Source organism: Tenacibaculum sp. 1B UA (genome assembly GCF_033978845.1).
GTDB lineage: Bacteria > Bacteroidota > Bacteroidia > Flavobacteriales > Flavobacteriaceae > Polaribacter.
The window spans coordinates 77,643-104,183 of the sequence record NZ_JAKVUA010000004.1 but is presented as its reverse complement, the minus strand read 5'-3'; the positions used below and the strand labels follow the sequence as shown (position 1 = coordinate 104,183).

Sequence of the window (26,541 nt, the reverse complement as noted above, 5' to 3'; positions counted from 1 at the left end):
ATGATGAAGGATAAAATATTAAACTGGCAATGGTTTAGAGACTTTTTCAGTATTACAATTTTCAAGTACTTTGTTACTTGGTTTGCATTAGTTCCAATTTTTGCAAAACTATCAGAACACTTGCCAAAAGAAATTAAAATTCAATTAAGTCAATGTGAAACTTATACTGTTAATCTTGCGTTACCGTTTAAATGGGAAATATTATGGGTTTCATCTCTTTCATTTGTTATAGCTTATATACTGTATTTAATTTTTGCACCAACTTTTGTAAGAAGATATTTCTCATTAAAAGATTACAAAGAGTATGAACATTCACCTCGATGGATAGTTTGGGAATCTCAAAAACTTATAAAAAGTAAGTATGTAGATATCGATAAATTTGTAGGAAGGATGGCAAAAAAAGAATATATTAAAAAGACTAATGATATATCAGGATTTAAGGACAAAGAAGTTATTGTTGAGAATAAACAAACTTATTTGATGTTTAAACATAATGATGAAGAATATAAATTTTCAATGCCTATATTAACGGACAATAAAGAAAATGAGCCACTAACCGAAATTGCAGTTAGAGAAATTTTTTGGGAAGTTTTTGCTAGATTTTCAGCATCAAAATTAGGTATTAGATTTGCTATTCAAATATTACTAATAATCTCTTTAATAACATTTGCTATTCCATTTATAGAAAGTATTATTTCTGGATTTCAATATTTATTAAAATAACTGTAGCTAACAATGGCTATAAGTAATTGCTTGTTCTCGCCTACTTACGAAAAATTCTCATGGATTTTCAATTTGGTGTGTACTTACAAATTTAAAAAGATTATAAATTACGCGAATATTTATAATCTAAGCTGTTAGGTAATTTAACTAAACTATGATTATACGAAAAGAAATAAAAAATGATAATGAACTTTATTTGTATTTTAATGGGAAATTAATTTACAAAAGGTGGTTGAATTTAGGTTACGGAAAAGTTTTTGATACACACGCTTTTGGAAAATACACTGATTATAGTATAACAGATTTTGATTTAGAAGGAACACCTGAATTAATTCATGTAAAAGCAAAACTAAAGTTAATATCTACAGAAGAGGGTGGTCGAAAAACAGGGATTAAAAGCGGATATCGACCTAATCATGTTTTTGAATATCAATCAAACGGACAGTTTAAGTATTCATACGTGGGAGATATTCAATTTGACGAAAATGAATTGATTTTACCAGGAGAAACTAAAGAAGTTTTGATTAGATTTTTATCAAAACAACCAATAGACGAATACATGAATATAGGAAGAAAATGGTGGATTCACGAGGGGCCAAACAAAATAGGAGAAGCAGAAGCAATTGAAATTCAATTTCCAATAAATGAATAGAAAATTACTTACAACGATATAAGAAGCTGTTGAGTCAAACTTTACTATAGTTTATACAGCTCACTTACAATAAGATCACACCTTTTTTTAAGTTCTTTATCAGAAATAGTTAGTGGAGGTGTGATACGAATGGCTCTTCCTTCGAAAAGGAGCCAGAATACAATCAATTAAAGCTAAATAAAAACGTGTTTCTTAGGTGTGTAATACAAAGAAGTTAATCAAAATATTTATAAATTCGTTTTGAAACCTGTATTGGAACACTGTTTTTATATTTTATACGTTCTTTCCAATTTTCATTTCTGTCATATTTGTATTTATAAGTGTTTTTTTTATAAATTTTATTTCCTGTGTAAGAACTAAAAATTTCTGCTATTACATTGTCTTTATCATCGTAAGAATAAGTAATTGTTTTATTTAAATCTTTATCCTCGCACCAATATTTTTGTTCTACAACATTATTTTTTCTATCATATTTAAAAGTGTTTTTAGAATGTTCTTTTCCATTATAAACGTGGTTTTCTTCTATTAAATTATTTTCACTATCATAGGTATAAGATATTGTTTCTTTTAAATTTTTTTTGCCCAAATATTCTTTTGCCTTTATCAAATAACCTTTTGTATTATAAGTATAAATCCATTTTTTATGCACATATTCACCATCATCTGCTTCAGGAAAAAACTCTCTAATTTCATATAGTTTAATTTCTGTTTGATTGCCTGTTTTTTTGTAAACGTATTTTGAAGTAATACATTTTTCTGGAAGTTGAATATTAATTTCGCACTCTCTAAATTTTATTTGATTTCCTTGTTTGTCATAATTAAATGTCCACTGGCGATATGGAACTTTAGATGAATAACGGTGAAAAAATATTTCCGTTAAGCTTCCTTGTTTATTAAATACAAATTTCTCTTTTCCTGATGAATAAGTTTTCTCTAGAGATTGAATAATATTTCCATTTTTTTTTATTGCTACATTACTAGTTTCTGTATAAGACTTAACATGTTTTTTTAAATTTTCTTTTTTCCAATTGGTATTTCTAGTGTGTAATTCTTGTGAATAAGAAATATTACTAGACAGTAAATATAACAGTAAAAATTGTGTAATTAATGTTCTCATTTTTTAGGTTTATTATGCTCAACTAATCTATGAATTGAGTTTTATTATACAACTCTTTAAATTTTACTAAGACAATTTTTTAGGTTACTATAATTTTAGTATACTATTTATTGGTTTCTATTTTTCTTTTTCTAAATAAGCTTTGTATTCAGGTAACTCTTTATAATTTTTAGGACGTATGGCATAAAAACCAGCAAAGGATTTATCAGGATAAGTTTGTCTTGGTAATTGTTCTATAAAAAAAACTTCGTCGCTACCACCTAATTCTTTAGGTATTTGATATATATTCATATCAGCATTAAACCCCATGGCACCATAACGTCTAAATTTTAAGATATCACCTTGTGGTAAATGTAATTCGAACATGTAATAACCAGAAGAAAAACTAATAGGGTTTAAACCACTACTTTTTTGTTTGTCCATTTCTACATATTCAGCTAATTGTAGGGTTTTGTTTTCTAATAAGTTATCAAAGACCTCAGGAATTTTTACCATGCGTACTTCTTCAGGAGCTATTTTGGAAGGATATTGTTTTTTTATATCAATATTTAACTCCTTTGCTTTTTTATAAGTTTGAATTAAATACCACTTTTCTTTGATTTTAAAATAATAATCATATGAGTCAATATGTACATATGAGGCATCTAAATATAGTTCTTTGAACTTTTGTAACCATTCTCTTTTTTCTACATTTTTGAAATTATAATCTAAAGGATCTTTAATTTCTTTATTTAAAAAAGGGTCTATATATTTATTTAAAGTAGTATCATTATTAATGAGCCAGTTTCCATATGTTTTATACCCAGACATAGTACCATCTATTAGTGTTTCAGAAGATAAACCTGTGCCTAATAGGTTTCCGAAAAAATCTACTTTTATTCTTTTAGACTTTTCTTTTTCTTTACCTATTACAGATAAAAATAGTTGTTTTTGTTCAGCTAATTTCTCTTCACTTATAGAGTGTTCATTAAACAACGTAATTACATCATAATTTTCTGTTCCTTGATGCTTATGTAAATCTTGATATTCTGTATATTCCTTTTCCATTTTTTGTATAGCTTTTTTCTTTTTTAAATAATTACAACTAGTTAACAGAAGCAAACAAATAGCACTAATTTTTATTTTTACTTTCATCATATAACTTAGATTCATAACTTTTCTTTTTGTGTACGTATGCTTTGATAACATTATTTATATATTCTGTGTCAGCAATAGAAGAATCAATAAGTTTATCTTTTAGTTCTTCAACTTTCTTTTTTTCTTGTTTTCGTTTTTCTTCATCTGTAAGCTCTTTTCCAAGTTCTACTTTATATTTCATTCTATAGAATTTATCTTTTCCAGCATTTTTTATACGTTCAAATATAGAAGTATTACCGTACTGGTCATTAAAACTACCACTTTTGTCTTGTAATAATTTTGTGTGTAAAATATGTCCCACAGGAGCAAAGTGAGCATATAAATCAGCACTTTGTAGGGGAGCGTATTGTAGTAGCATATTTTGATAAGTTACATAGGCTAAATTATATAGAATGATAGCATACTTTTCGTCGCTAGAATACCTCCATTTACGAGTTAAATGTTTTGGTATTTTAATAGGAGTTTTAAAATGTCCTTCAAACAAATTAGTAAGGTTAGTTTTAATCGTTTTGTTTTTATAATTAGCAATTAGTTTTTTGTATAACGCTATTTTTTTATGATTGTTTTCTATAAACGTATAAGTCCCAATTAAAAGATCACCAACAGCGTCTGCGGTAAATTTATGGTTAGTATACTCTTGATAGCTTGATTTAGCTAGTTTAAAGGCATTCATAGCTACACCCCAACGTATGGCTACTCTACTATAACCTTTCCAATGTACACCGTGCATTTGTTGATTTATAGTGGGGGAGTCTAACTTTTCTATAGCATCGTAATCGTAACGTTCTTCAGCTACATAAGGAGGAATAACTACATAGCCACTTTCAGCTCCATACATAGACAAATCAATGATTTTTTTATTTTGTTGTGTTTGGTAATATGAAGGAATACTATCTTGTTTATGAAAATATTCAGCACTAAATAACGTTTTATCCCTTTTAGGGTGGCAGGCACTTTTTATTTCTGGTATATCTCCATCTATAGTTACTAAATCACCTCTGTCGTTTGGAAAAGTAAATTGTAGAGCTCTACTTTTATAAGCGTTCCAATCGTAACAAATAGCTTTTACATGTTCAAATAAACCTCGTTTGTTAAAAACCTTTTTATATTTAGGACTATATAATTCAGAAATTGCACTTAAAAATTTATGCCCGCTATCTTCATTTTTTCCTCTAAGTACAGCATTTTTGTAAACCATGTACTCTTGTGTTTTTTTCTTAATAAGACTATCGTAGTTTTTCCCATATAACCCTTTAGGTTGATGCACTCCTAAAAAAATGGTATTTATGGCTACTTTATCCCATCCCATTTCATTAGCAAGTTTTATAATCCCTAGTTTTACACCAGCAGCCATACAAGCACCTTGACTATGACCAACAATAGTTACGGGTTTATAATGAGGTGAGTGGCTTTCTATTTCGGGTTTTTCTTCTTTTTTAGCATCAACTTTTTCTTTTTTGATGAGCTTCCAATTATAACGAGCCCATTCATAGCCTAAAGCAATACCATGATCAACTCTATGTGCTCCGCTACTTCCTAGCCCATGTGAACCATTTATGTAGTGCACTCTACCATCTGCATTAAAGTATTTGGCGTAGGTTTCTGTAGCTTTGTAGTCATTAGCGATATCATTCCAGTAACCATAATATTTACTTTCGGGAGTTTTAAAAATTAACGTATTAGGGTTTCTAAACTTTTCTTCAACTATTTTTCTAAATTTACTTTTGTGCAGGTCTTTTTCACGTTGTTCGGCAGTATAATAATCATCATGATCTGTACGTTTGTATTCATTAGTATTTTCACCTCTTGAGGTAAACCAACCAGGTTTATCAGGGTTTAAATCCATTATAGCATTCCAGTGTGACTCGCTGTTTGTTTTAAAGTCGCTTAAATAACCATTTATAAAAATAATTTCACCTTGTAATTTTGGGAGTTCTTTTTCTTTTTTTTCTTGCTCTTGTTGTTCAGCAAGTTCTTTTATTTTTTGTTGATTGGCTTCAGCTTGTTTAAGCATTTTTGTGTTACCAGTAAAAGCTGCCCCAATTCTATCTTTAAAACTAATATCAGGAAATGGAATTTGATCAATAGGCATCACTACAGTTGATTGCGGTAAGCTACTACTAACAAGAACATTATTCTCTCCAGAAGTAATAGCTCCCCCATGTGCAGTCATATCACCTATACATGCTATAGGTTTACCATTAGCAAGAATACTTGGGTTTCCAGTGACTATAGTATCTATACCTGCGTTACATGTACACATGCTACCAATAGTTGCCACAGGTTTACCGTTAATTAAAATATTTTGCTCTCCTTGGGTAACAGGTCCTCCAACATGAGGTGTAGACCCACTACACATTGGACATTGGTGATTACTACCTAGAGTTACAACTGGTTTTTTAGACATAGCTTTTTTATTTTTCGCGAACTAAAATAATAAAAAAGTGTTAATTATCAGTGTTTTATGGTTTTTTTGAGTGAGATTATTTGTTGTACCAACAAAAGAAGCCGGAGTTACAGCTAGAAAAGGAATGATATATCTTTTGTTGTTTAACATTGAATTAAGTGCATAAATTATGTTATAAAAAACAATGAAAATACCTTTAGCTTATATCCCAAGAAAAAAATAATAACATAGTAGTGAAAAGCATTAACTAATCGTGCCGTGATAGTAGCAACTCATGCCGTAGTATCAGCGACCCGTGCCGTGGTGTTAACGGAGCATGCCGTGATATCAGCGACCCGTGCCGTGGTGTTAACGGAGCATGCCGTGATATCAGCGACCCGTGCCGTGGTGTCTTCGGAGCATGCCGTGATATTAGCGACCCGTGCCGTAGTGTTAACGGAGCATGCCGTGATATCAGCGACCCATGCCGTGGGAGTATTCAATAAAGTGTGTCAACTTGTTTAAAGTTCCTTCTATTACTGAAGAGACAAGACAGCCCTATTAGACTTCGTTTGCAATCCCGATAAAAAAGGGCAACTTTTTTATCTTATTTCTTTATATTTGAAGGTGTTAATAAAATTGCTAAAAGTTCCGCATATCCTACCGTAAAAGGAATATATAAGTAATTTTATTACGCATATAGACTAAGTTAGCCACAAGCTGAAAAAAACATACATATGACGACAATTGAAGTAAGGAATAAAATTACTGAATCGAAAGAACCTAATTGGTTTAATTCGATTGAGATTACAATTCAATATCCTCACATCAATTTTTTACAGAAATTTGAGGGATTTAGTTCAATTCATAAATTTATTTGTCAACAAATAGAAGGTTGGGAAAAACTTGGAACAATCCCAAGAGAATTGAATACATCCAAACAACATTTTACCAATTTAAAAAACCGATTAGATAACTTTATCAGTAATTATCATCAACAGCCAGAAAGCACTTTAAACAATTATTGGCGTAACGAGATAAAACAATTACAAAGTAATAGTCACTTTTTTACTTACGATTCACCTGTAACTGACTTCCTAGTTGAACTTCAAGGAAAATTTCCAAACTATGTTGTAGGAGCATATCATTACATTATTGGTCAATACAATTTTAACACAAAAGACAATTTTACTGGAGGGTTATTGGCTTACGAATTTCAACTAAAAGACCATACCGAAATAGTCAATAGAAGGAATAAGGAAAAATCATCTATTAGTAGAATCAGAAATGATTTTAGAAATCAACTTTCAGAATCTGAAAAACAACTAACTGAACATTTAGCCAATGCAAATCAAGACTATGAAAGTTATGTTAAGCAAATAGATGATTTAAAAAAGGAAAAGGAAGAGCTTTTTGAGGAATGGTATGGTAAAGCACAAACGAGCTTCAATACTTTTGACTCAGATTCTAAAGAAAAACTTTCAAATTTAGAGGAAACATATTTTAGAAAGTTACAACTTTCTAAACCTGCAAGATACTGGCAACGGAAATCAACGAAATACTATACAGATGCTAATAAAATGAAAGGAATTTTGTTGTGGGTAGTTGGTCTTTCATCACTTTTCCTTGCCTTAATTTTAATAATTTCCCCTAAATGGATTTTCGAAACAGTATTTTCTGAAAATAAAGCTGCAATAATTAGATGGTCGCTTGTATTCATAACGCTTATTTCACTTATAGCATTTACGGTCAGAGCAATTACTAAAGTTATGTTCAGTTCATTTCACTTGGCAAGAGATGCAGAAGAAAGACATACTTTAACCTTTTTCTATTTGTCTTTGCTTGCCGAGAAAGATTCTACAATTAATGATGAAGATAGAAAATTGATTTTGCAATCTTTATTTAGTAGAGCTGAAACAGGTTTATTAAAAGATGATTCAGGTCCAACCATGCCGAATGATTTCATCGGAAAAATTATGAATAAATAAAACCCGTTGCCAACACGGTGTATAATTTATTGCTCATTTTTACACAATAATAATTTTAGGGTGTTAAATTATTGATAAACTACAACTTATCCAATTCGCTCAATATAAGATTACATCCTTTTTTAATTCTTCATCAGAAATGGTGAGTGGAGGGGTAATGTAAGCTTCCTCTAAAACCGAACTCTGTTTTAAATTAGAATAATAATCTTAACTTTAAACAGTATTATCAGAAAAAGTAAATTTTTACCCCAACAAGCTGCACAGATTTTAAAAGAATTCGACAACGGCAAGAGTGCTGACTAGATAAGTCGTAATCACGACGTAAGTACTGCTGCATTTTACAAATAGCGTTCAAAAGGTATTAAACCATACTTGGAGTATGGATTTTGTAACTGACGTCTTAGAAAACAAAAGAATACATCATATAGAATTTAAACATATACAACCTAGAAAACCAACTTAAAAGTGCTTTTATAGAACGTTTCAATGGTGCTTACAGGCGTGGAGTTTTAAACAAGTATGTACCTCTGAAGTTAACCCAAGAGGTGTTAGAAAGCAAAAAAATGTATTTTTGGAAAATTAAACAGGTTTAATCTAGGGAAGCTTACATTACATGCCTTAAATAAAGAATACGGCGAGGCTTTTGTTAAAAAAGATAATTTTACAGAAAAAAACACGATCTATAATTGGTCTTTAGATGACAGATTAATAGCTCTTAGTTTTAAAGAAGGTATAATGAACTTTGCAAGCAAGAAAAAAACTTGAACATATAAAATTAACACCACCCTAAAGCAACATTCATGCATATTACAATTAATAACACACAATTTAATAAAGAAGACTTAATTGAATTAATATCTAAAAGTAAATTAAAGGCAATTAAACATATTACATCAAAAACCAATATTGGCTTAAAAGACGCCCATAGTATTGTTGAAAATTTGAATGATAACCCTAACTACTATGATCATCAAGTATTAGATATTGCCGAAAAAGATTTTTCTGCAGAAGAAACCATCACTATTAACGAAGAACCAACGTTCATTATAAATAAAAATTTAACTACCAATAAAGATGCCTTCACATTTAAATCTGACAATAAATTAGCCCAAATAAAACAAATTAAGGAAAGTTTAAATGTCGATTTAAAAACGGCACAGAAAATTGTAGAGGAGTTACATGAGAAAATGGGTGGTAACGGTAAGGCTGAAATAAATTTTACGCAGGAATATGCTAGTAAAAAAGAAATTTCTTCAGCTAATAGTAAAGATAGATTTAATAGTAATAATACCCCACAAAAAAAGACTGCTTCACATATTATAAAAAACAATAATAGTACTAAAAAATGGATATATTTAATAGTGCTATTAATTGCTGTTCTACTTTTCTATATCTTAAAAACTAATTCAAATATACTCGCTATGTAGTTAAAACTCATTTTGGTTATAACTAAAAACAAATTAAAAATGACAAACAAAATATTTGCTTTACTATCAATTATAATACTTAGCACTGTTAATGGCTTTGCACAAGAAAACTTAAAAGACTATTACTATCCAATAGGCACAAAAAAAACTGTGAAAATTTATAAATATGTTCACACCAATAACCCTGAATATATTGAGTATAAAAAAGTAACTATTAACCCAAAAGAAAATACCGTACTAACAGAATCTTACTCATATAATTTATGGCGTTACAATAGCATTAAAGAAAAACTTAATAGTCAAGGTTCTATAATTACGCATTATACTGACTTTTATAAATATAAATCTGGCGACACCTTACGGGTTGAAACAACAATAACTGATAATGATGTTTATAAATGGAAAAATGATGATACTGCCTATAAATATACCTTAGAATATGAAGATCCAAGAAACGGAAAAACAAAATTTGAAAAAGAACGAATAAAAATACGTTTGAGTAAAGTAAATATTGCAGAAACAGTATACAAAACTGTAGAATTTTTAGATCAATACTCTATATATTATCGTGATCAAGGTAGACATATAGGCTATCACAATGATACGTATTACGCTAAGGGTGTTGGAATTGTAAAATATGTAGAAAGCCGTATGGTCAAGGATAATGGCGAGTATACCTCTATTAAAAACGAATTTGAATTAACTGAAATCATCTCAGAAAAGGAGTTTAAGAGCCTTATTGAAAACGCTAAAAGGGAATAATATTTTAAAACCAAATGCTAAGCATAATTAATAAATGTATAACCTACATTTTTTATATTTAACAATCTAAAAATTTTAAATTCGGCTTTAAACAATTAAAATAAACTATATAAGTTTGAATTTGTATTAACTCAAAAAGCTACTGTCTTTTTCCAAAAGTATTATATATAAAAGCCTTAACAACCTTAAAAATGAGTATAAAAAAGCTATTAGCAATTTCTTTACTACTAATATTTACAGCCAGTTTAATGATATATGTTAAACTAAGCTATTTTTTTTGGAGTTCAAAGTTTGATCATCTATTTAACCTAAGTATAGTCATATTCTTAATTGCTACACTATTGGCTTTAATAGCTTGCATACAATCTTCAATACAACTTTATAAAACTCAAAAATTTGAATGGTCTTGGCTCTTTAGTACTATATTAGCCATTTCATTTATTACTGCTTTTGTATACTATTTTAATTAATAAATAAGGAGTAATAGATTAGTTAAAAACAACAATACCTACATTATGAAAATACTTTTAACATGTTTATTTTTAGTGACAACTATTTGTAACGCCCAAAAAAATATTATGAACAGAACTGGTTTAACCGATTTAGAAAAATTGAATTTAAAAGGAAACGTAAAGAAAGTGAAAACCTTAAGACAAGTAATAGATAAGGACGAATTTCCTATTCTTTTTAAAGAAAAGGAGTTTAATGGAAAAGGATTTTTATTGAAAGAAGTAATTTATGACCGTGGTGAGGTTTATAGTACAACAACATATGATTATGTAAATAATAAATTAAATACTGAAATTGAAACTACACAGACACCAAATGGGTATGTGGAAACAAAAAAATATAATTACAAAGATAACGAAATAGAAGTCAAGGTTTTTGAAGATGATGAATTGATAGGAATATTCACTAAAAAAACAGATAAAAACGATAGAATTGTATACTCAAAAGATAATAACTATTTGTTTAATTCATATTGTGAAAAAACTTATACCTATAACCAAAATAACAATCTAATTTCTATAACCGAAGATTGCTATAATGAAGATGGTAAAAACTACAGCAACAATATAAGTTATGATTATAAAGATGCATTATTAGTAAAAATGAAGCACTCTAATACTATAAAAAATGATAACGTAGGCTTTACAGAACACTATAGCTACGACAACTTAAATCAATGTACTGAAATAACTGTTACTGTAAACAACAAATTAGATAGTAAAGAAACTAAAGCGTATAAAAATGGTCTATTAACAGAACATCACTTTTTTGAGAAAGAAAAAGAGGTAAAAACTATAAAATACGAGTATGACCAAAGAGGAAATAAAACTAAAGAATTACTTACAGAAATATTTAGTGGGGCAACTATAACAACTGTTTTTACTTTTGAAATAACATATTACAACTAGTAAATTGTAAATAAAAATACTAGAAGTTTAATTAAAGTATTATTTTATTGATTAAAATTACAAGACAAATAGATAAAGTTTTGTGTTAATTAGAAAAGCTAAAGAAGTAAAGTAAGAGTTTAACAACAACGTAATTGAATAAACTTTTTAGAATTCTAATTAACACAAAACATTGCCTAATTTAAACTATATATAATTTATAGCTAGTTATTAACTAAGTCATTTTTTTAATTTAATAATTTGTTTATTAAAGTGTTATGAGATGTTTTGAAAAATATGAGCTAGGAATATTTTTCAATGACAGAATCTCCCCAATCAGCAATAGACTTAATTAACGGAATTAAAGTTTTGCCAAAGTCAGTTAATGAATATTCAACTTTTAAAGGAGGTTTAGAGGTATAAACCTTTCTTTTAATTATTCCATCCTCTTCCAAAGTCTTTAACTGTAAGCTTAAAGTTCGTTCGGTTACAGATGGCATTTCCTTTCTTAACTCATTATAACGTAAAGTCTTATCTATTAAGTGGTATAAAATTACTGTTTTCCATTTTCCGCCAATAATTCCCATTGTAAGGCTTGCACAGCAAGGATATTCTCTTCCATTAAATTTATGCATGAAACATTTTATTAATTATATTACAAAATTACAAAACTATAATTAATTATGAAACTATACTATTTATAGTTTTGGTGTGTTGTTTGAAAAGTTGTTAATTAATTGTTTATTCCTGTTGTTAGTATTTTGATTTTTAGGTTGTTATTATGACATTTAACTACTGTATTTAATTTTGTTACTATAAAATTAATAGTTATATAAAAACAAAATAAAAATGTATTAAAAAACTAAGAAGTTCTAACTTAGGAAAGCTAACAAAAGGAAAAGGAGCTATGGCTTATATCAAAATTGATAATGAATCCTATTTAATAAAAACTAATAATTAAAGCTTTTGATAAAAGTGAACATCCAATTAATGTAGATGTTTCTAATATTTTTTGGCTAGTCTATACCAAAAAAGATGGATTTCAGCTAATAATATAGTTGTTTAAAGTTTCTACTTATTAATAATTAATTCTTGGGTGTTTAACTTTTAGTGAGCTACAATTTATCCAATTCACTCAATATAAGATTACACCCTTTTTTTAGTTCTTCATCAGAAATGGTTAGAGGAGGCGTAATACGAATGGCTTTACCTTCAAAAAGTAACCAGAATAAAATTAGCCCTTTATTTAAACAGTTTAAAATAACTTGTGAGGTTGCTTCAGGAGTATCTACTAATAAAGCAATCATCAATCCTTTTCCTCTAATTTCTTTGACAGTAGGATGATTCTTAAAGGCATCGCGAATAATTTTTTCTTTTCGTAAGGCCTCTTCCATTAAGTTAGAGGAAGTGATTTCTTGTACGGTCGCCAATCCAGCACTCGCAATTACAGGATGGCCGCCAAACGTAGTAATATGTCCTAATTTCGGATGCTCTTTTAAACAGTTCATTACTTCAAAAGAAGCAATAAAAGCGCCAATTGGCATTCCGCCACCTAAACCTTTACCCGTAATAATAATATCTGGAGTGACGTTGTAATTTTCAAATCCCCAAAATTTTCCTGTACGTCCAATTCCTGATTGAATTTCATCTAAAATTAACAAGGCGCCAACTTCTTCACAGCGTTGTTTTACTTTTGCTAAATAATCATTTTTAGGTTCGATAAATCCTGCACCTCCTTGGATGGTTTCTAGTATAACACCAGCTGTTTTAGAGGTGATTTTTTCTAAATCTACTTCGTTGTTGTATTCAATAAACTTACTTCCTGGAACTAACGGACGAAATGCTCGGTTTTGTTGTTCAGCACCGCAAACACTCATAGCACCTTGTGTATTTCCATGATACGCATTTTTAGCGGCAACAATTTCACTTCTGCCTGTAAAACGTTTGGCTAATTTTAGAGCACCTTCAGTAGCTTCGGTACCTGAGTTTACTAGATAAACAGATGATAGGCTAGGAGGTAAGGTAGCAGCCAAAGCTTTGCACAATTCTAATTGTGGTTTTTGAATAAATTCTCCATACACCATTACATGTGTATACTGCTCTAATTGATTTTTTATAGCTTCATTTACCTTAGGGTGGTTATGTCCTAAACTATTTGCAGAAACTCCTGCAACAAAATCTAACATCGCTTTTCCGTTGCTATTATAAATATAACTTCCTTTGGCGTGTGAAATTTCAATAGCTAAAGGATGTGGGGTTGTTTGTCCTTGGTATTTAAAAAAATCGTCTTTCACAGAAATTATTTTAATTTTTTAAGATTAAGCTTTTTTTGTTCTTTCTTATTTTTTGAAGTTTCTTCGATAAACATTTCCTTAGCTTCTTTTACAACATCAGGTTGTTTTTTTCTTTTTGAAGGAACAGTAGAAGTAGCGTCTTTTATAAAAATATCTTCCACAGTTAAGGGTTGTTCATCTCCTCGCCATAAAAAGCCTTTGAATTTTTTTTCGTCAGAAGGGAATTCAGAAGGAGGAAAAGTTTTTCCTTCAGATTTTTTAAAGTATTTAGTTTGTATTATTTCTCCATCTTCTAAAATAAACTCAATATCACTTGCTATTTCTTTGGTAATTGTTTCTAATTCTTGTGTTTTTTCGTTGTTACTGTAGTATAAAGATTCTGCATTACCCTTAACTAACATTGTTCTTAATTCTCCTTTTTCAAACTTACCATAAATATTTCTTCCTTTAATTTGATTAAAGTTTTCTGTATGAACGGAGTCTTGTTGAATCATAAAACCATTTTGTAATACTTTTAAAGAGTCAAGTTTGTTTGTTTCTTTATTAGATACTAACTGAATGCTGTCACCTGTTATTTGGCTATTATTAGACCACAGGATAGGTCTGTTAAACATTCTAGTTAATCCTGTTTCTTGACTTGTATGAATGGAGTCACATTTACCCTGTAAATCGGACTTGAATATTTTTACGTTGTTAAAAATTCTAGCAATTCGTTTTTCAGGTTTACCTGTTAATAAAATTTTATCGCCCGCAACATGCATAGAGTCTTTTTCAAATACAGAAATAGCAACAGCTCTATCAATTATAAACAATGAATCTTTGAGTTCGTATAATTCAGCATAATTTCCTTTTGCTATCATATTTTGAACGGTATCAACTACTTTTATATTGTTGGTTGCTGAGGCAAAACCGTTACGTTTATCGTAGTACAAGCTATCAGCAGAAACGGTTCGTTCTTTTAAGAACAATTTTGCGCGTTTAACAAAGTAAGAAACATCGGTATTCGTATCGTAAAAACCTCTTTCAGAATATACTTTAGTACTATCTTTTAAATTAGTAATGGTACTTGGCCCGTATAAATAAGCTAAGTTAGTATTGGTATAATAATCTAAATGGTTAGATTCTAAATGATTTTCAGGGTTTACAACTGTTACTTTTGTTTTAGCAGTAAACTTTTTTTCTCTTAATAGATAAGTTCCTTTTACACTTTTTAGAGTGTTTTTTGTATCACGGATAGTTCCTCCGTTTGGGTAGTATAATATTTGATTAATTCTATCAAAATGAAGCGTATCAGTTTTTAGCGTCATTTCTTTATCGTTTATTTCTACATTTCCCCAAGATTTTGCCTTTTTAGTGTTTCCGTTATAGGTAGCAAAATCACTGTATTGAATAATACTATCTCCTTGCTCAATAATTACTTCACCAATAGCTTTAAATAAATTTTTGTCTTTATAAAGTAATGCTCTTTTACAGTCTAGAGTAGCCCCTTCGTGTGACATTTTAACTTTTCCTATCAGTATAGTAGCTCCTGGATATTTACTTTCATCAGCAGTACTTATTTCAGTAGAAAGTATTTTTATTTTTTTTGTTTGAGAAAAACTTACAACAGAGAATAATATAAAAATTAATAGGAATAGTTTTTTCAAAATAATACGATTTAATGCACAAAAATAATGAAAAGAACATGCTAAAATCTTAATAAAGAAATAAAATTATCAAGATAAATAAAAGATTGTCACTTAGTAAATGGTTAATTTTGTAACAAATTAAAAAATTATAAAGATATGAGCGCTCATTTTGATTTATCAAAAGAAGAGATGAAATCTTACGGATATAAAATTGTTGATATAATTGCAGAACATTGGGCTACGTTAGAGCAAAAAAAGCCTGTAGCCAATGCCTCTAGAAAAGAAATGGACAGTATTTTCTTACAAGAAGCTCCAAATGCTGGTATGCCTGCTGATAAAGTGTTAGATTTTGTGATGGATAATGTAATACCTAATAGTACCGTTATTTCTCACCCTAAAGCATATTCATTTGTACCAGGCCCTAGTAACTTTATTAGTACTATGGCAGATAGTTTGGCAACAGGATTCAATATTTTTTCTGGTGGATGGATGGTTTCTCCTGCAGCAGCTGAGTTAGAAATTGTAACAATGAACTGGTTACTAAAAATGTATAATTTCCCTGTTGAAAAAGGAGGAGGAATTTTTACCAGTGGTGGTTCTATGGCAAACTTAACAGCTTTGGTTACTGCTAGACGTTTAAAATGTGGTGATGATTTCTCTAAAGCCATAATTTATTTGTCAGATCAGGCACACTCTTCAAATATTAAAGCAATTCGTGTTTTAGGGTTTAAAAAAGAGCAAATTAGAGTTTTACCCACTGATTTAGAGTTTAGAATTAGTATTAACAAACTAAAAAATGCGATTGCAAAAGACCGATTAGAAGGGTTACAACCGTTTTGTTATATCGCTTCTGCAGGAACTACAAATACTGGTACTGTAGACCCTTTAGATGAAATAGCAGATATTTGTGAAGAAGAAAATTTATGGTTTCATATTGACGGAGCATATGGTGGAGCAGCAATTTTGGCTGAAAAAGGAGCAAAGGCTTTACGAGGAATTGAAAGAGCTGATTCACTTACTGTAGATCCGCATAAATGGTTTTATCAACCTTATGAAATTGGTTGTTTATTAGTAAAAGACGCTTCTTGGTTAAGTGGTACTTTTAGTGAAAAGCCAGAGTACTTAAGAGACATTGAAGGAAACGAATCGGAAATTAATTTTTACGACTACGGAATTCAGTTAACAAGACGTTTTAGAGCATTGAAGTTTTATATGTCTATTAAAACTTATGGGTTAGACGCTTTTAAAGAAGCTGTTACTTACAACATTCAATTAGCTGATGATGTAGAGAAAATGTTACGTAAGAGTAGAGACTGGGAAATTATTTCTCCTGCAACCTTAGCAGTAATTAATTTTAGATATAACCCTATCGGGTTGAATTTATCAGAAAAAGAAATTGATAAATTAAATCAGAAAATTTCTCAAAAGATAATGGACTCTAGAGAAGCGTTTTTAGTAACTACTATATTGAATAAACAGGTAGTGCTTAGAATGTGTTTGATTAACCCTAAAACGACAATGGGAGATATTAATGAAACCTTGGAGCTGTGTAGCCAATTTGGTGAAGAAATTTTAAAAGATAAATAATTAAAAAGGGGCTAAAAGCTCCTTTTTTGTTTTCATGATAAAAATCATATTTCATAAGCTTTTCTGTTAGTAGTTTTGTTTAATAAAAGATAAAAAAGTCTTTTATTAAAAAGGTATTAATAACTACATCAATAGAGAGAAATGAAACAAGTGAAAACAATTTCAATGATTTTAGCAGCTATGTTTTTAATAACAAGCTGTAAAAATGAAAAACCTGAAGGCTTAGCCATGAAAGATGCTTCAGGTATAGTAATTAAAGGAACTATAGAAGCAGAATTAACAGCTCCACCTCATGTTCCAGTGCCTGTAGGTAACAGAACTGCTAAAAAGTTACTAGTAAACATGGAGATTCTTGAAAAAGAAGGAACTATGACAGATGGTGTAGAATATGTGTACTGGACGTTTGGTGGTTCAGTTCCAGGAAGTTTTATAAGAACTAGAGTAGGAGATGAAGTAGAATTTACACTATCAAATCACCCAGATAATAGATTACCTCATAATATTGATTTACATGCAGTAACAGGTCCAGGTGGAGGAGCAACTTCTTCTTTTGTAGCTCCTGGTCATGAAAAAACATTTTCATTTAAAGCTTTAAACCCTGGGTTATATGTGTATCACTGTGCTACTGCGCCTGTAGGAATGCATATTGCTAACGGAATGTATGGTTTAATTTTAGTGGAACCAGAAGGAGGACTACCAAAAGTAGATAAAGAATACTATATTATGCAAGGTGATTTCTATACAAAGGGAGAGAATGGAGAACCAGGTTTACAGGCTTTTGATATGAGAAAAGCAGTAAAAGAAGATGCCGATTATGTAGTGTTTAACGGAAGCGTAGGAGCTTTAACGGGTGATAATGCAATTACTGCTAATGTAGGAGAAACAGTACGTTTATTTGTTGGTAATGGTGGACCTAATTTAACGTCGTCTTTTCACGTAATTGGTGAAATTTTTGACAATGTTCATATTGAAGGAGGTTCTGTAATTAATAAAGATGTACAAACAACATCAATACCAGCAGGTGGGGCTGCTATTGTGGATTTTAAAGTAGATGTTCCTGGGACGTTTATTTTAGTAGACCATGCTATTTTTAGAGCTTTTAACAAAGGAGCTTTAGGAATGTTGAAAGTAAAAGGTGAAGAGAAAAAGAAAATTTATTCAGGAGTAAAACAAGAGGGAATTTACAATCCTGAAGGAGGTACTATTCAAGAAATGCCTAATGGTAAAGAAGAAGAGGTTGTAGCAAAACCACATGATAAATCATTAGCACAAAAAATAGCAGACGGAAAACAAATTTATACAAAAACCTGCTTTGCATGTCACCAAGCGAACGGAGAAGGAATTCCAAATGCATTTCCTCCTTTAGCAAAATCAGATTATTTAAATGCTAATGTAAAGAGAGCTATTGATATTGTTTTACACGGTAAAACAGGAGAAATAACAGTAAATGGTCAAAAGTATAATAGTGTAATGACCAAACAAGCTTTAAACGATCAAGAAGTAGCAGATGTTCTTACTTATGTTTACAATTCTTGGGGTAACAATAAAACAAATGTTAGTGTAAATACTGTCTTAGAAGTAAGAAGTGCTCATTAAAAGCATAGTTAAACTCTAAATTAAAAGAAATGAAAACTATTTTAAGATTGACAATTTGTATATTTTTCTTAGGCATTTCCAATATGAATTGTCAATCTAAAATGGTTCCCATTAAAGGAGGTGATTATATTCCTTTGTACGGAAGAGATTCAGCAAGAGTAACTATTCAAGATTTTTTTATGGATGTACATCCTGTAACTAATGAAGACTTTTTACAGTTTGTAAAAGAAAATCCAAAATGGAGAAAATCTAAAGTAATTAAGCTGTTTGCAGATAAAAGTTACCTTATTAATTGGAAAAATGATACTGAAATAGGAGGTAATCTTAAATTAAAATCACCGGTTACCAATATTTCATGGTTTGCAGCCAAATGTTATTGTGAAAATAAAGGAAAACGTTTGCCTACAGTTGATGAATGGGAATATGTAGGAATGGCTAATCAAAAATTAGCAGATGCAAGAACCTTAAAAACATACAATGAATACATTTTAGGATGGTATGAAAAACCAAGAACATTTAATAATATTATAGGTTCAACTTTTAAAAACTATTGGGGAGTGTATGATATGCATGGCTTAGTTTGGGAATGGACATCCGATTTTAATTCGGTATTAGTGTCAGGAGAATCTAGAAAAGATGTTGATAATGATAGTAATTTATTCTGCGGTAGTGCAGCAATTGGGTCGACAGATTTAATGAATTATGCAGCTTTTATGCGCTATGCTACCCGTGGAAGTTTAAAAGCTAAATACACAATGCGAAACTTAGGTTTTAGATGTGTAAAAGATAAAAATACAGCACAATGAAAGTAGTAAAATATATAATGATATTTCTTTTTTCAATTACGTTATTAAGTTCTTGTAAAAAAGAGAAAAACAATACGAATTTGGCAACTGTATATGAATGTCCTATGCTTTGTGAGGGAGATAAAATGTATGTAGAAGGAGGGAGTTGCCCTGTTTGTAAAATGGATTTAGCACAAAAGAATCAAAATGATGCTAAAGAACTAGCTACTGATATTTCTGAAAGTTCTATATTCAATTTAACATCAGAATGGAAAACTGAAGAGAATAAAAGGATTCATTTAGAAGATTTAAGAGGGAAAACTTTGGTAATGGTAATGATTTATACTACATGTAAAGCTGCTTGTCCCAGATTGGTTGCTGATATGCGTAATATTGAGGCTAAAATACCTAAAGAATATAACGAAGACTTACAATACGTTTTAATTAGTATAGACCCTAAAAACGATACCCCAGAACGATTAAAGGCTTTTGCGAAAGAAAACTTTATGGATGATGAGCATTGGACTTTTTTACAAGGTACAGAAGAATCAGTTAGAGAGTTTGCGAATGTACTAGCTGTGAAATACAAACAAATTTCTCCATTAGATTTTTCACACTCAAATATTATAAGTGTATTTAACCCAGAAGGAGAGTTAGTGCATCAACAAGAAGGTTTGGGGGTAGATAACAAAGAAACAGTAGCAAGTATTTTGGAAACAGTAAAAAATTAGCTGCCATGTTTTCTAATTAAAAACGTCTTTTAGAAATTTCTAAAAGACGTTTTTTTTATTTGTTTTTGTCAAATTGAGTCTGTATAAACTCTTTAGACTTTCCTTTGGCAATCGAAGCCGTTTGCCATTTGTCATTTAAAATCATTTTACCAATATAGGCTATTTGACCAATATGATAAGGGTAATGAGCTATTTGCCTTGTAGTGCTTTCAATTAACTTAACTTGTTTATTTCTTATAAGTATAGGTTGATTGAAGTTTTCTTCATTTAATGAATCTAACGCTGAAAAAAGGGAATCCCATCCTTTTTCCCATTGAGCTATCAATTCTTTTTTTGATAAATCATGAGTTTCAAACTCAGCATCTCTATCTCTCCATTCTTTTTCTCCATCAGAAGTAAAAAAATCTGTCCAACGCGACAACATATTTTCTGATACATGCACAATAATAGCAGCTATACTATTGCTTTCTTCATTGTATTTCCAGTGTACGTCTTTTTCTTCTAGTTGGGCAATCGCTTTATCAGCTACTTCTTTATATGATTTAAATTGAGTAGTGATATTTTCTAAATATTCTTTTATCATCATAAAAAAGGAGCTCAATTGAGCTCCTTTAAATTTTTATCTATTAATTGTTTGTTTTCTATCAGGTCCTACTGAAACTATTTTTACAGGTACACCCGTTTCTTTTTCAATAAACGAGATGTAATTTAATAAGTTTTGAGGTAATTCATCAGAAGAATTCATTTTTGTTAAATCATCTTCCCAACCTTTGAATTCAGTATAGTTTACACTTACGTTTTCTGGTTCAATATTATAAGGTAAATGAGAAATTTCTTCACCTTTGTAATTGTAAGAAGTACAAACTTTTAAAGTGTCAAAACCAGATAAAACATCACCTTTCATCATCATTAATTGTGTAACACCGTTTACATCAACAGCATATTTTAACGCAACTAAATCTAACCATCCACAACGACGAGCACGTCCAGTTGTAGCTCCAAACTCATGACCAACTTCAGCCATAGTAGCTCCGTCTTCGTCAAATAACTCTGTTGGGAAAGGTCCAGAACCTACACGAGTAGTGTATGCTTTAAAAATACCGAAAACTTCACCAATTCTATTAGGAGCAACTCCTAAACCAGTACAAGCACCAGCAGCAGTGGTATTTGAAGAAGTTACGAAAGGATATGTTCCAAAATCGATATCTAATAACGATCCTTGAGCTCCTTCAGCTAAAATAGTTTTACCTTCTTTAATAGCGCTGTTTAAAAATTCTTCAGAATCAATAAACTGTAATGTTTTTAATTTTTCAATTCCTCTAGAAAATTCAGCTTCTAACTCGTCTAAATCATAATCGATTTGAACATCAAAGTATGCTAACATACTTAAGTGCTTTTCAGTTAAAGCTCTATATTTTTCTTTCCAGTTGTCTAATTCTAAATCACCCACACGCATTCCATTTCTACCAGTTTTGTCCATGTATGTTGGTCCAATTCCTTTTAATGTAGATCCTATTTTAGCTTTTCCTTTTGAAGTTTCAGAAGCTGCGTCTAATAATCGGTGCGTTGGTAAAATCAAGTGCGCTTTTCGAGAAATTAATAATTTAGAAGTATAATCAATGTTATGCGTATCTAAATTCTCTAATTCTTTTTGAAAGATAACAGGGTCAATAACCACTCCGTTACCTACTACATTTAAAGCTGTTTTATGAAAAATTCCAGATGGAATAGTATGTAGTACATGCTTGTTTCCGTCAAAAATTAGCGTGTGACCAGCATTTGGACCTCCTTGAAAACGTGCAATTATATCGTAGTTTTTTGTTAAAACGTCTACAATCTTACCTTTTCCCTCGTCTCCCCATTGTAGTCCGAGTAATAAATCTACTGCCATTTAGTGTGTTGTTAAGTGTGTTTTTATTTGTTGTTTCTTTTTGTTCCGTAGAAATAAAGTGAGTGGTTATGAATATCTATATCAAAAACATCTTCAATTGTTTTTTTGATAATTTGAATTCGGGGGTCGCAAAATTCTTTTACTTCGCCACTATCTGTAAGTATTACATGATCGTGATTTTTATCGAAGTAACTTTTTTCGTAGCGCGCCATTGATTGCCCTTCAAATTGATGTTTACGAACCAATCCACAGTCTAACAATAAATCTATCGTATTGTAAAGTGTAGCTCTACTAACACGATAGTTTTTATTTTTCATCTTAATGTATAAAGATTCTATGTCAAAATGTTCTTCAGCATCGTAAATCTCTTGTAAAATAGCGTAACGTTCTGGTGTTTTACGGTGTTTATTCTCTTCTAAGAAAGAAGTGAATACTTTTTTTACAATTTCTTGATTTTCGGCTGAATTACTCATTTATTTTTAAATTTTACGAAAGGACAAATTTACGTTTATTTCTTGATAAAATACAAGGATGTTAAAAACGAAATTTACAAAGTATTAACACGCTCAACTTTTTGAAGGCCTTCTACTTGTTTCATGTTATTAATTAATTTATCAAGTTGGGTTTTATTTTTTACACTTAACGATAGCTTTCCTTCAAACACACCATTATCTCCAGAAATATTTATACTATGAATAAACACATCCATACTATTAGAAATTATTTTGGTAATGTTGTTAACAATTCCTTTATTATCAATACCAGAAAGGTGTAAAATAACTGTAAACTCTTGCTTGGTAGAATCAATCCACTTCGCAGGTATAATTCTGTAGGCATAGTTTGACTGTAGCGAAATAGCATTAGGACAATCGTTTTTATGTACCTTAATTCCTTCGTTAATAGTTACAAAACCAAAAACTTTATCGCCAGGAATAGGTGAACAGCATTTTGCCAGAGTATAATCTAATGTTTGTTCTTCTTTACCAAAAACTAAGGCATCATATTTATTAGTAACCTCTTCTTTTTCGGATATTTCTTTTGAAGGAGAACGTCTAAAGGTACTTTTAATAAAGCCCATAATACGGTTACTTCTTTGAGCAATAAACTCCTTGAGTTGTGTATTGTCTATAGCGCCATTACCAACTCGATAAAATAAATCGAAACTAGTTTTTAAGCCGAAATAGCTAGCTAACTCATGAATAACTTTTTCATTTGAGTTAATTTTTAAATGACGTAGTTTTCGTTGTAAAATAGCTTTTCCTTCTTCTGCTATTTTCTTTTCTTCTGCTTTTAAAGCTGATTTTATTTTAGCACGCGCTCTAGCTGTAATAACAAAGTCTAACCAACGCACATTAGGTTTGTTGTTAGAGGCGGTAAGCACTTCTACCTGATCTCCACTTTTTAATTCGTGACTTAATGGCACTAATTTTCCGTTTACTTTGGCTCCACGACACTTTAATCCAACATCGGTATGTACAGAAAAGGCAAAGTCTAATGCTGAAGCTCCTTTAGGAAGTGATTTTAGGTCTCCTTTTGGAGTAAATACATAAATTTCTTTAGCATAAAGATTCAATTTAAAGTCTTCAACAAAGTCTACAGCGTCTAAACTCTGGTTTTCTAAACTTTCTTTTAAACGATTTAACCATCCTTCTAAGCCATTTTCTTTTACAGAGCCTTGCTTGTATTTAAAGTGGGCAGCATAACCTTTTTCAGCAATTTCATCCATTCTTTCAGAACGAATTTGAACTTCAACCCATTTAGCTTGAGGTCCAATTACTGTTATGTGTAATGCTTCATATCCTGTTGATTTTGGTTGTGAAATCCAATCTCTTAATCTGGCAGGGTTTGGTTTGAAAAAATCAGTAACTATAGAGTATATTTTCCAAGCATCGAACTTTTCATCGTCAGAAGTAGGTTTGTAAATAATACGAATCGCAAACTTATCGTACACTTCATCAAAAGTTACGTTTTGCTTACGCATTTTTCTACGGATAGAAAAAATAGATTTAAAACGTCCTTTTATTTCATAATTAAAGCCTTCTTTATTTAAGGCTTCATTTAAAACACTAGTAAAGCTATCAATATATTTTTGTTGATCTTCTTTACTATCTTTAATTTTAATTAAAATATCCTTATAAACATCAGGTTCGGTATATTTTAATCCTAGGTCTTCCAACTCAGTTTTTATGTTATAAAGCCCTAAACGATGAGCTAATGGGGCATAGATATACAAGGTCTCAGATGCTATTTTTACCTGCTTGTGAGGTGGCATAGAATCCATAGTTTGCATATTGTGTAACCTATCAGCTATTTTAATCAGTATTACTCGGACATCATCATTCAGGGTAAGTAACATTTTTCTAAAATTCTCTGCTTGTATAGAGAAATCTTGATCCTTTTTTAAATTAGAAATTTTAGTGAGTCCGCTAACAATACGAGCAATTTTTTCACCAAACAAGCGTTCCATATCATCAATTGTATAGTGGGTGTCTTCCACAACATCATGAAGTAGGGCAGCAGCAATAGAAGTGGCTCCTAAACCTATTTCATCAGCAACGATTTTTGCCACAGAAATAGGATGGTAAATATAAGGTTCACCTGATTTTCTACGTTGTTCAGAATGTGCTTCTACAGCAATATCAAAAGCTTTACGTATCAATTTTTTATCATTTTCTGATAACGTTTGATATGTACCTTTTAATAAGTTTTTATACCTATTTGCTATTTCTTTGTTTTCTTCCTCTATCGTTGCATTATAATTCATATAATAAAAACTCTTTATACTTATTAGGTTTATAATAAAAGTAGTGCAAAGAATTATATTGGGCAAGTTTTGTAAGAAAATGTTTTTAAATGAATTTTTAATGTATATCTAGGTTTTTTCCTGTAAATATATTTGTTGATATAGTATAACTTTGCCACATAATTCAGAGGAGACACAAAAAGAGCTAGTCCCCCCTGAAATATCATTTAATTATGGTATTTGAACCTCCGGTCTTATAACAAGTTCGGAGGTTTTTTTATTTTTCAGGCAACCTTTTTTCAAGTTCGGTCGTCTTTATATTTGTAAGGCTATAAAAAAATGTACCTATTGATTTGAAAATTATTTCATTACATAACAAAGAAGCTTCGCTTATAAAACAAGCAAAAAAACAAAGTAGAGAAGCTCAGCAACTAATATTTGAGCAACATTCTCCAAAAATGTTAGGAGTTTGCAGGCAGTATGTAAAAGATTTACATCATGCAGAAGATTTAATGCTACAGGGCTTTTTTAAGGTTTTTACCAATATTGAGAAGTTTAAAGAAATGGGGAGCTTTGAAGGCTGGATTCGTAGAATTATGGTAAATACCTGTATAAGTTATTTGCGAAAAAAGAACCCTGTTCAAGTATCAGGTGAAGACTTTGTTTTTAATGATGCTGCAACAGAAAGTCTTGAAAATACATCGGTAGAAGATATACAAAAGCTAATAGATGAATTACCTGAAGGATATAAGTTAGTTTTTAATTTATATGCTATTGAAGGATATAAACATTCAGAGATTGCAGAAAAATTACAAATTTCTGAAAGTACCTCTAAGTCACAATTATTTAAAGCTCGTAAATGTTTACAAGCAAGCTACGAGAAAATTAATAAAGTAAGAAATGTCAAGCAATAATATTGATAAGCATATAGCTGAAAAGCTTAAAAACAGAGAACTAAAACCATCTAATTCAGCATGGGAAAGGTTAGAGACTCGTTTAGATAGTAGAGAAGTAACAAAAAAAAGGAATTGGTTTTTATACCTAGGGTATGCAGCAGGTTTTGCTTTGTTAATAAACCTTGTAGCCTTCTATTTTATAGACTCTGAGTCAAAAGCACCAATTGAAGATGTTATAGTTGATACTCCAATTGATACACCAAAAATTAATAATAAAGGCATAGAAAAGTTCCTTAGAAATACAGGTGAAGCTGTAGTGCAGACAGAAGAAAATCAACAAGAAAAACAATTAAAGAAGAAGAAGAAAATTACTGTAATTAAGAGTTCTACCTTAAAAGAAGAAGATAAAGTCTTTAAAAACATCCAAAAAGAAGAACTATCAAAAGAAGAAGTAGTAGTAGGGAAATTGGATAAGCCAATAGAAACAAAAAAGAAAGAACTTAATTCAAGAGTTAGAGTAAATAGCGATGACTTACTATTTGCAGTAACACATAGTCCTGAAGAGGTTAAAGAATACTATGCAAAGCATAAAGTAAAGAGAGAAGATGTGTTAAAAACTATTGAAGATGAACTGAAAAAGTCAAACTTAAAAATAGATCCAAATATTATTTTAGCTGAAGTTGAAAGAACGATTGATGATGAAGAGTTTAAGGGAAACTTTATGCAAAAACTAAAATCAAGAATATCCGATATTGCTGTAGCAATTGTAGAGAGAAATAAATAAAAGCACTTATTTAATTA

At 30.3% G+C, this 26,541-nt stretch carries 22 protein-coding genes and 2 pseudogenes; 13 read left to right on the top strand and 11 right to left on the bottom strand.

Going from position 1 to position 26,541, the window contains the following annotated elements; translation table 11 throughout:
* Together MK851_RS05560 and MK851_RS05555 are read left to right on the top strand one after the other, a co-directional pair.
* Positions 1-723: a hypothetical protein gene (locus tag MK851_RS05560; RefSeq protein ID WP_320242167.1), complete on the top strand. Its 723-nt coding sequence runs from the start codon at positions 1-3 to the stop codon at positions 721-723.
* 154 nt (positions 724-877) lie between these two features.
* Positions 878-1,375 carry a hypothetical protein gene (locus MK851_RS05555; RefSeq protein WP_320242165.1) on the top strand — a complete coding sequence of 166 codons (498 nt, stop codon included), beginning with the start codon at positions 878-880 and terminating at the stop codon, positions 1,373-1,375.
* Positions 1,376-1,419: 44 nt separating this feature from the next.
* Here MK851_RS05555 and MK851_RS05550 read toward each other — a convergent pair.
* The 4 genes and pseudogenes from MK851_RS05550 to MK851_RS05535 form a co-directional block, all read right to left on the bottom strand.
* Positions 1,420-1,542, bottom strand: a pseudogene (locus MK851_RS05550) (aspartate aminotransferase family protein); the annotation flags it as partial.
* Positions 1,543-1,589: 47 nt separating this feature from the next.
* Positions 1,590-2,492, bottom strand: coding sequence for a hypothetical protein (locus MK851_RS05545; RefSeq protein WP_320242163.1), 903 nt, complete (start codon positions 2,490-2,492; stop codon positions 1,590-1,592).
* A gap of 117 nt (positions 2,493-2,609) precedes the next feature.
* Positions 2,610-3,539, bottom strand: a complete 930-nt coding sequence (locus tag MK851_RS05540) for a hypothetical protein (protein ID WP_320242160.1) — start codon at positions 3,537-3,539, stop codon at positions 2,610-2,612.
* Positions 3,540-3,603: 64 nt separating this feature from the next.
* Positions 3,604-6,036 (bottom strand): PAAR domain-containing protein, encoded by a 2,433-nt coding sequence (locus MK851_RS05535; RefSeq protein WP_320242158.1) that lies wholly within the window; start codon positions 6,034-6,036, stop codon positions 3,604-3,606.
* A 716-nt stretch (positions 6,037-6,752) separates the two neighbouring features.
* On the opposite strand from MK851_RS05535, the gene MK851_RS05530 reads away from it, so the two are divergent.
* The 5 genes and pseudogenes from MK851_RS05530 (at position 6,753) to MK851_RS05515 (ending at position 11,610) form a co-directional block, all read left to right on the top strand.
* Entirely contained in the window at positions 6,753-8,003 is a 1,251-nt protein-coding gene (locus MK851_RS05530; protein ID WP_320242156.1) for a DUF6161 domain-containing protein, read from the top strand.
* 349 nt (positions 8,004-8,352) lie between these two features.
* Positions 8,353-8,527 (top strand): annotated as a pseudogene (locus tag MK851_RS15655) (integrase core domain-containing protein); the annotation flags it as partial.
* Between the two features lie 276 nt (positions 8,528-8,803).
* Positions 8,804-9,430, top strand: a complete 627-nt coding sequence (locus tag MK851_RS05525; RefSeq protein ID WP_320242154.1) for a hypothetical protein — start codon at positions 8,804-8,806, stop codon at positions 9,428-9,430.
* A gap of 39 nt (positions 9,431-9,469) precedes the next feature.
* On the top strand, positions 9,470-10,192 hold the full coding sequence (locus MK851_RS05520; RefSeq protein WP_320242152.1) for a hypothetical protein: 723 nt from the start codon (positions 9,470-9,472) through the stop codon (positions 10,190-10,192).
* A gap of 578 nt (positions 10,193-10,770) precedes the next feature.
* On the top strand, positions 10,771-11,610 hold the full coding sequence (locus MK851_RS05515; RefSeq protein WP_320242151.1) for a hypothetical protein: 840 nt from the start codon (positions 10,771-10,773) through the stop codon (positions 11,608-11,610).
* 281 nt (positions 11,611-11,891) lie between these two features.
* On the opposite strand, the gene MK851_RS05510 is transcribed toward MK851_RS05515, so the two are convergent.
* The 3 genes from MK851_RS05510 to MK851_RS05500 all read right to left on the bottom strand — a co-directional run bounded on the left by MK851_RS05510 (position 11,892) and on the right by MK851_RS05500 (position 15,529).
* Positions 11,892-12,224: a helix-turn-helix domain-containing protein gene (locus tag MK851_RS05510; RefSeq protein ID WP_320242149.1), complete on the bottom strand. Its 333-nt coding sequence runs from the start codon at positions 12,222-12,224 to the stop codon at positions 11,892-11,894.
* Between the two features lie 480 nt (positions 12,225-12,704).
* Positions 12,705-13,883 carry an aspartate aminotransferase family protein gene (locus tag MK851_RS05505; protein ID WP_320242147.1) on the bottom strand — a complete coding sequence of 393 codons (1,179 nt, stop codon included), beginning with the start codon at positions 13,881-13,883 and terminating at the stop codon, positions 12,705-12,707.
* Between the two features lie 5 nt (positions 13,884-13,888).
* Positions 13,889-15,529 (bottom strand): OstA-like protein, encoded by a 1,641-nt coding sequence (locus MK851_RS05500; protein ID WP_320242144.1) that lies wholly within the window; start codon positions 15,527-15,529, stop codon positions 13,889-13,891.
* Between the two features lie 138 nt (positions 15,530-15,667).
* Here MK851_RS05500 and MK851_RS05495 point away from each other — a divergent pair, with 138 nt between their 5' ends.
* The 4 genes from MK851_RS05495 to MK851_RS05480 all read left to right on the top strand — a co-directional run bounded on the left by MK851_RS05495 (position 15,668) and on the right by MK851_RS05480 (position 20,210).
* On the top strand, positions 15,668-17,098 hold the full coding sequence (locus MK851_RS05495; protein WP_320242143.1) for an aspartate aminotransferase family protein: 1,431 nt from the start codon (positions 15,668-15,670) through the stop codon (positions 17,096-17,098).
* A gap of 141 nt (positions 17,099-17,239) precedes the next feature.
* On the top strand, positions 17,240-18,694 hold the full coding sequence (nirK, locus tag MK851_RS05490; RefSeq protein WP_320242140.1) for a copper-containing nitrite reductase: 1,455 nt from the start codon (positions 17,240-17,242) through the stop codon (positions 18,692-18,694).
* A gap of 29 nt (positions 18,695-18,723) precedes the next feature.
* Positions 18,724-19,500: a formylglycine-generating enzyme family protein gene (locus tag MK851_RS05485; protein WP_303508144.1), complete on the top strand. Its 777-nt coding sequence runs from the start codon at positions 18,724-18,726 to the stop codon at positions 19,498-19,500.
* 104 nt (positions 19,501-19,604) lie between these two features.
* Positions 19,605-20,210 (top strand): SCO family protein, encoded by a 606-nt coding sequence (locus MK851_RS05480; RefSeq protein WP_413788383.1) that lies wholly within the window; start codon positions 19,605-19,607, stop codon positions 20,208-20,210.
* 55 nt (positions 20,211-20,265) lie between these two features.
* Here the strand turns inward: MK851_RS05480 and MK851_RS05475 are convergent, their stop codons facing one another.
* From MK851_RS05475 to MK851_RS05460, 4 genes are all read right to left on the bottom strand, one after another.
* Entirely contained in the window at positions 20,266-20,796 is a 531-nt protein-coding gene (locus MK851_RS05475) for a DUF1572 family protein (protein WP_320242136.1), read from the bottom strand.
* Between the two features lie 33 nt (positions 20,797-20,829).
* Positions 20,830-22,101: an adenylosuccinate synthase gene (locus MK851_RS05470; protein ID WP_303508141.1), complete on the bottom strand. Its 1,272-nt coding sequence runs from the start codon at positions 22,099-22,101 to the stop codon at positions 20,830-20,832.
* Positions 22,102-22,124: 23 nt separating this feature from the next.
* On the bottom strand, positions 22,125-22,574 hold the full coding sequence (locus tag MK851_RS05465) for a Fur family transcriptional regulator (protein WP_115901602.1): 450 nt from the start codon (positions 22,572-22,574) through the stop codon (positions 22,125-22,127).
* Between the two features lie 74 nt (positions 22,575-22,648).
* Positions 22,649-24,865, bottom strand: a complete 2,217-nt coding sequence (locus MK851_RS05460) for a bifunctional (p)ppGpp synthetase/guanosine-3',5'-bis(diphosphate) 3'-pyrophosphohydrolase (protein WP_320242132.1) — start codon at positions 24,863-24,865, stop codon at positions 22,649-22,651.
* Positions 24,866-25,197: 332 nt separating this feature from the next.
* On the opposite strand from MK851_RS05460, the gene MK851_RS05455 reads away from it, so the two are divergent.
* Together MK851_RS05455 and MK851_RS05450 are read left to right on the top strand one after the other, a co-directional pair.
* Positions 25,198-25,758 carry a sigma-70 family RNA polymerase sigma factor gene (locus MK851_RS05455; protein WP_320242130.1) on the top strand — a complete coding sequence of 187 codons (561 nt, stop codon included), beginning with the start codon at positions 25,198-25,200 and terminating at the stop codon, positions 25,756-25,758.
* Positions 25,745-26,524: a hypothetical protein gene (locus tag MK851_RS05450; protein WP_320242128.1), complete on the top strand. Its 780-nt coding sequence runs from the start codon at positions 25,745-25,747 to the stop codon at positions 26,522-26,524. Before MK851_RS05455 ends, MK851_RS05450 begins: the two co-directional genes overlap by 14 nt.
* Positions 26,525-26,541 lie beyond the last annotated feature (17 nt).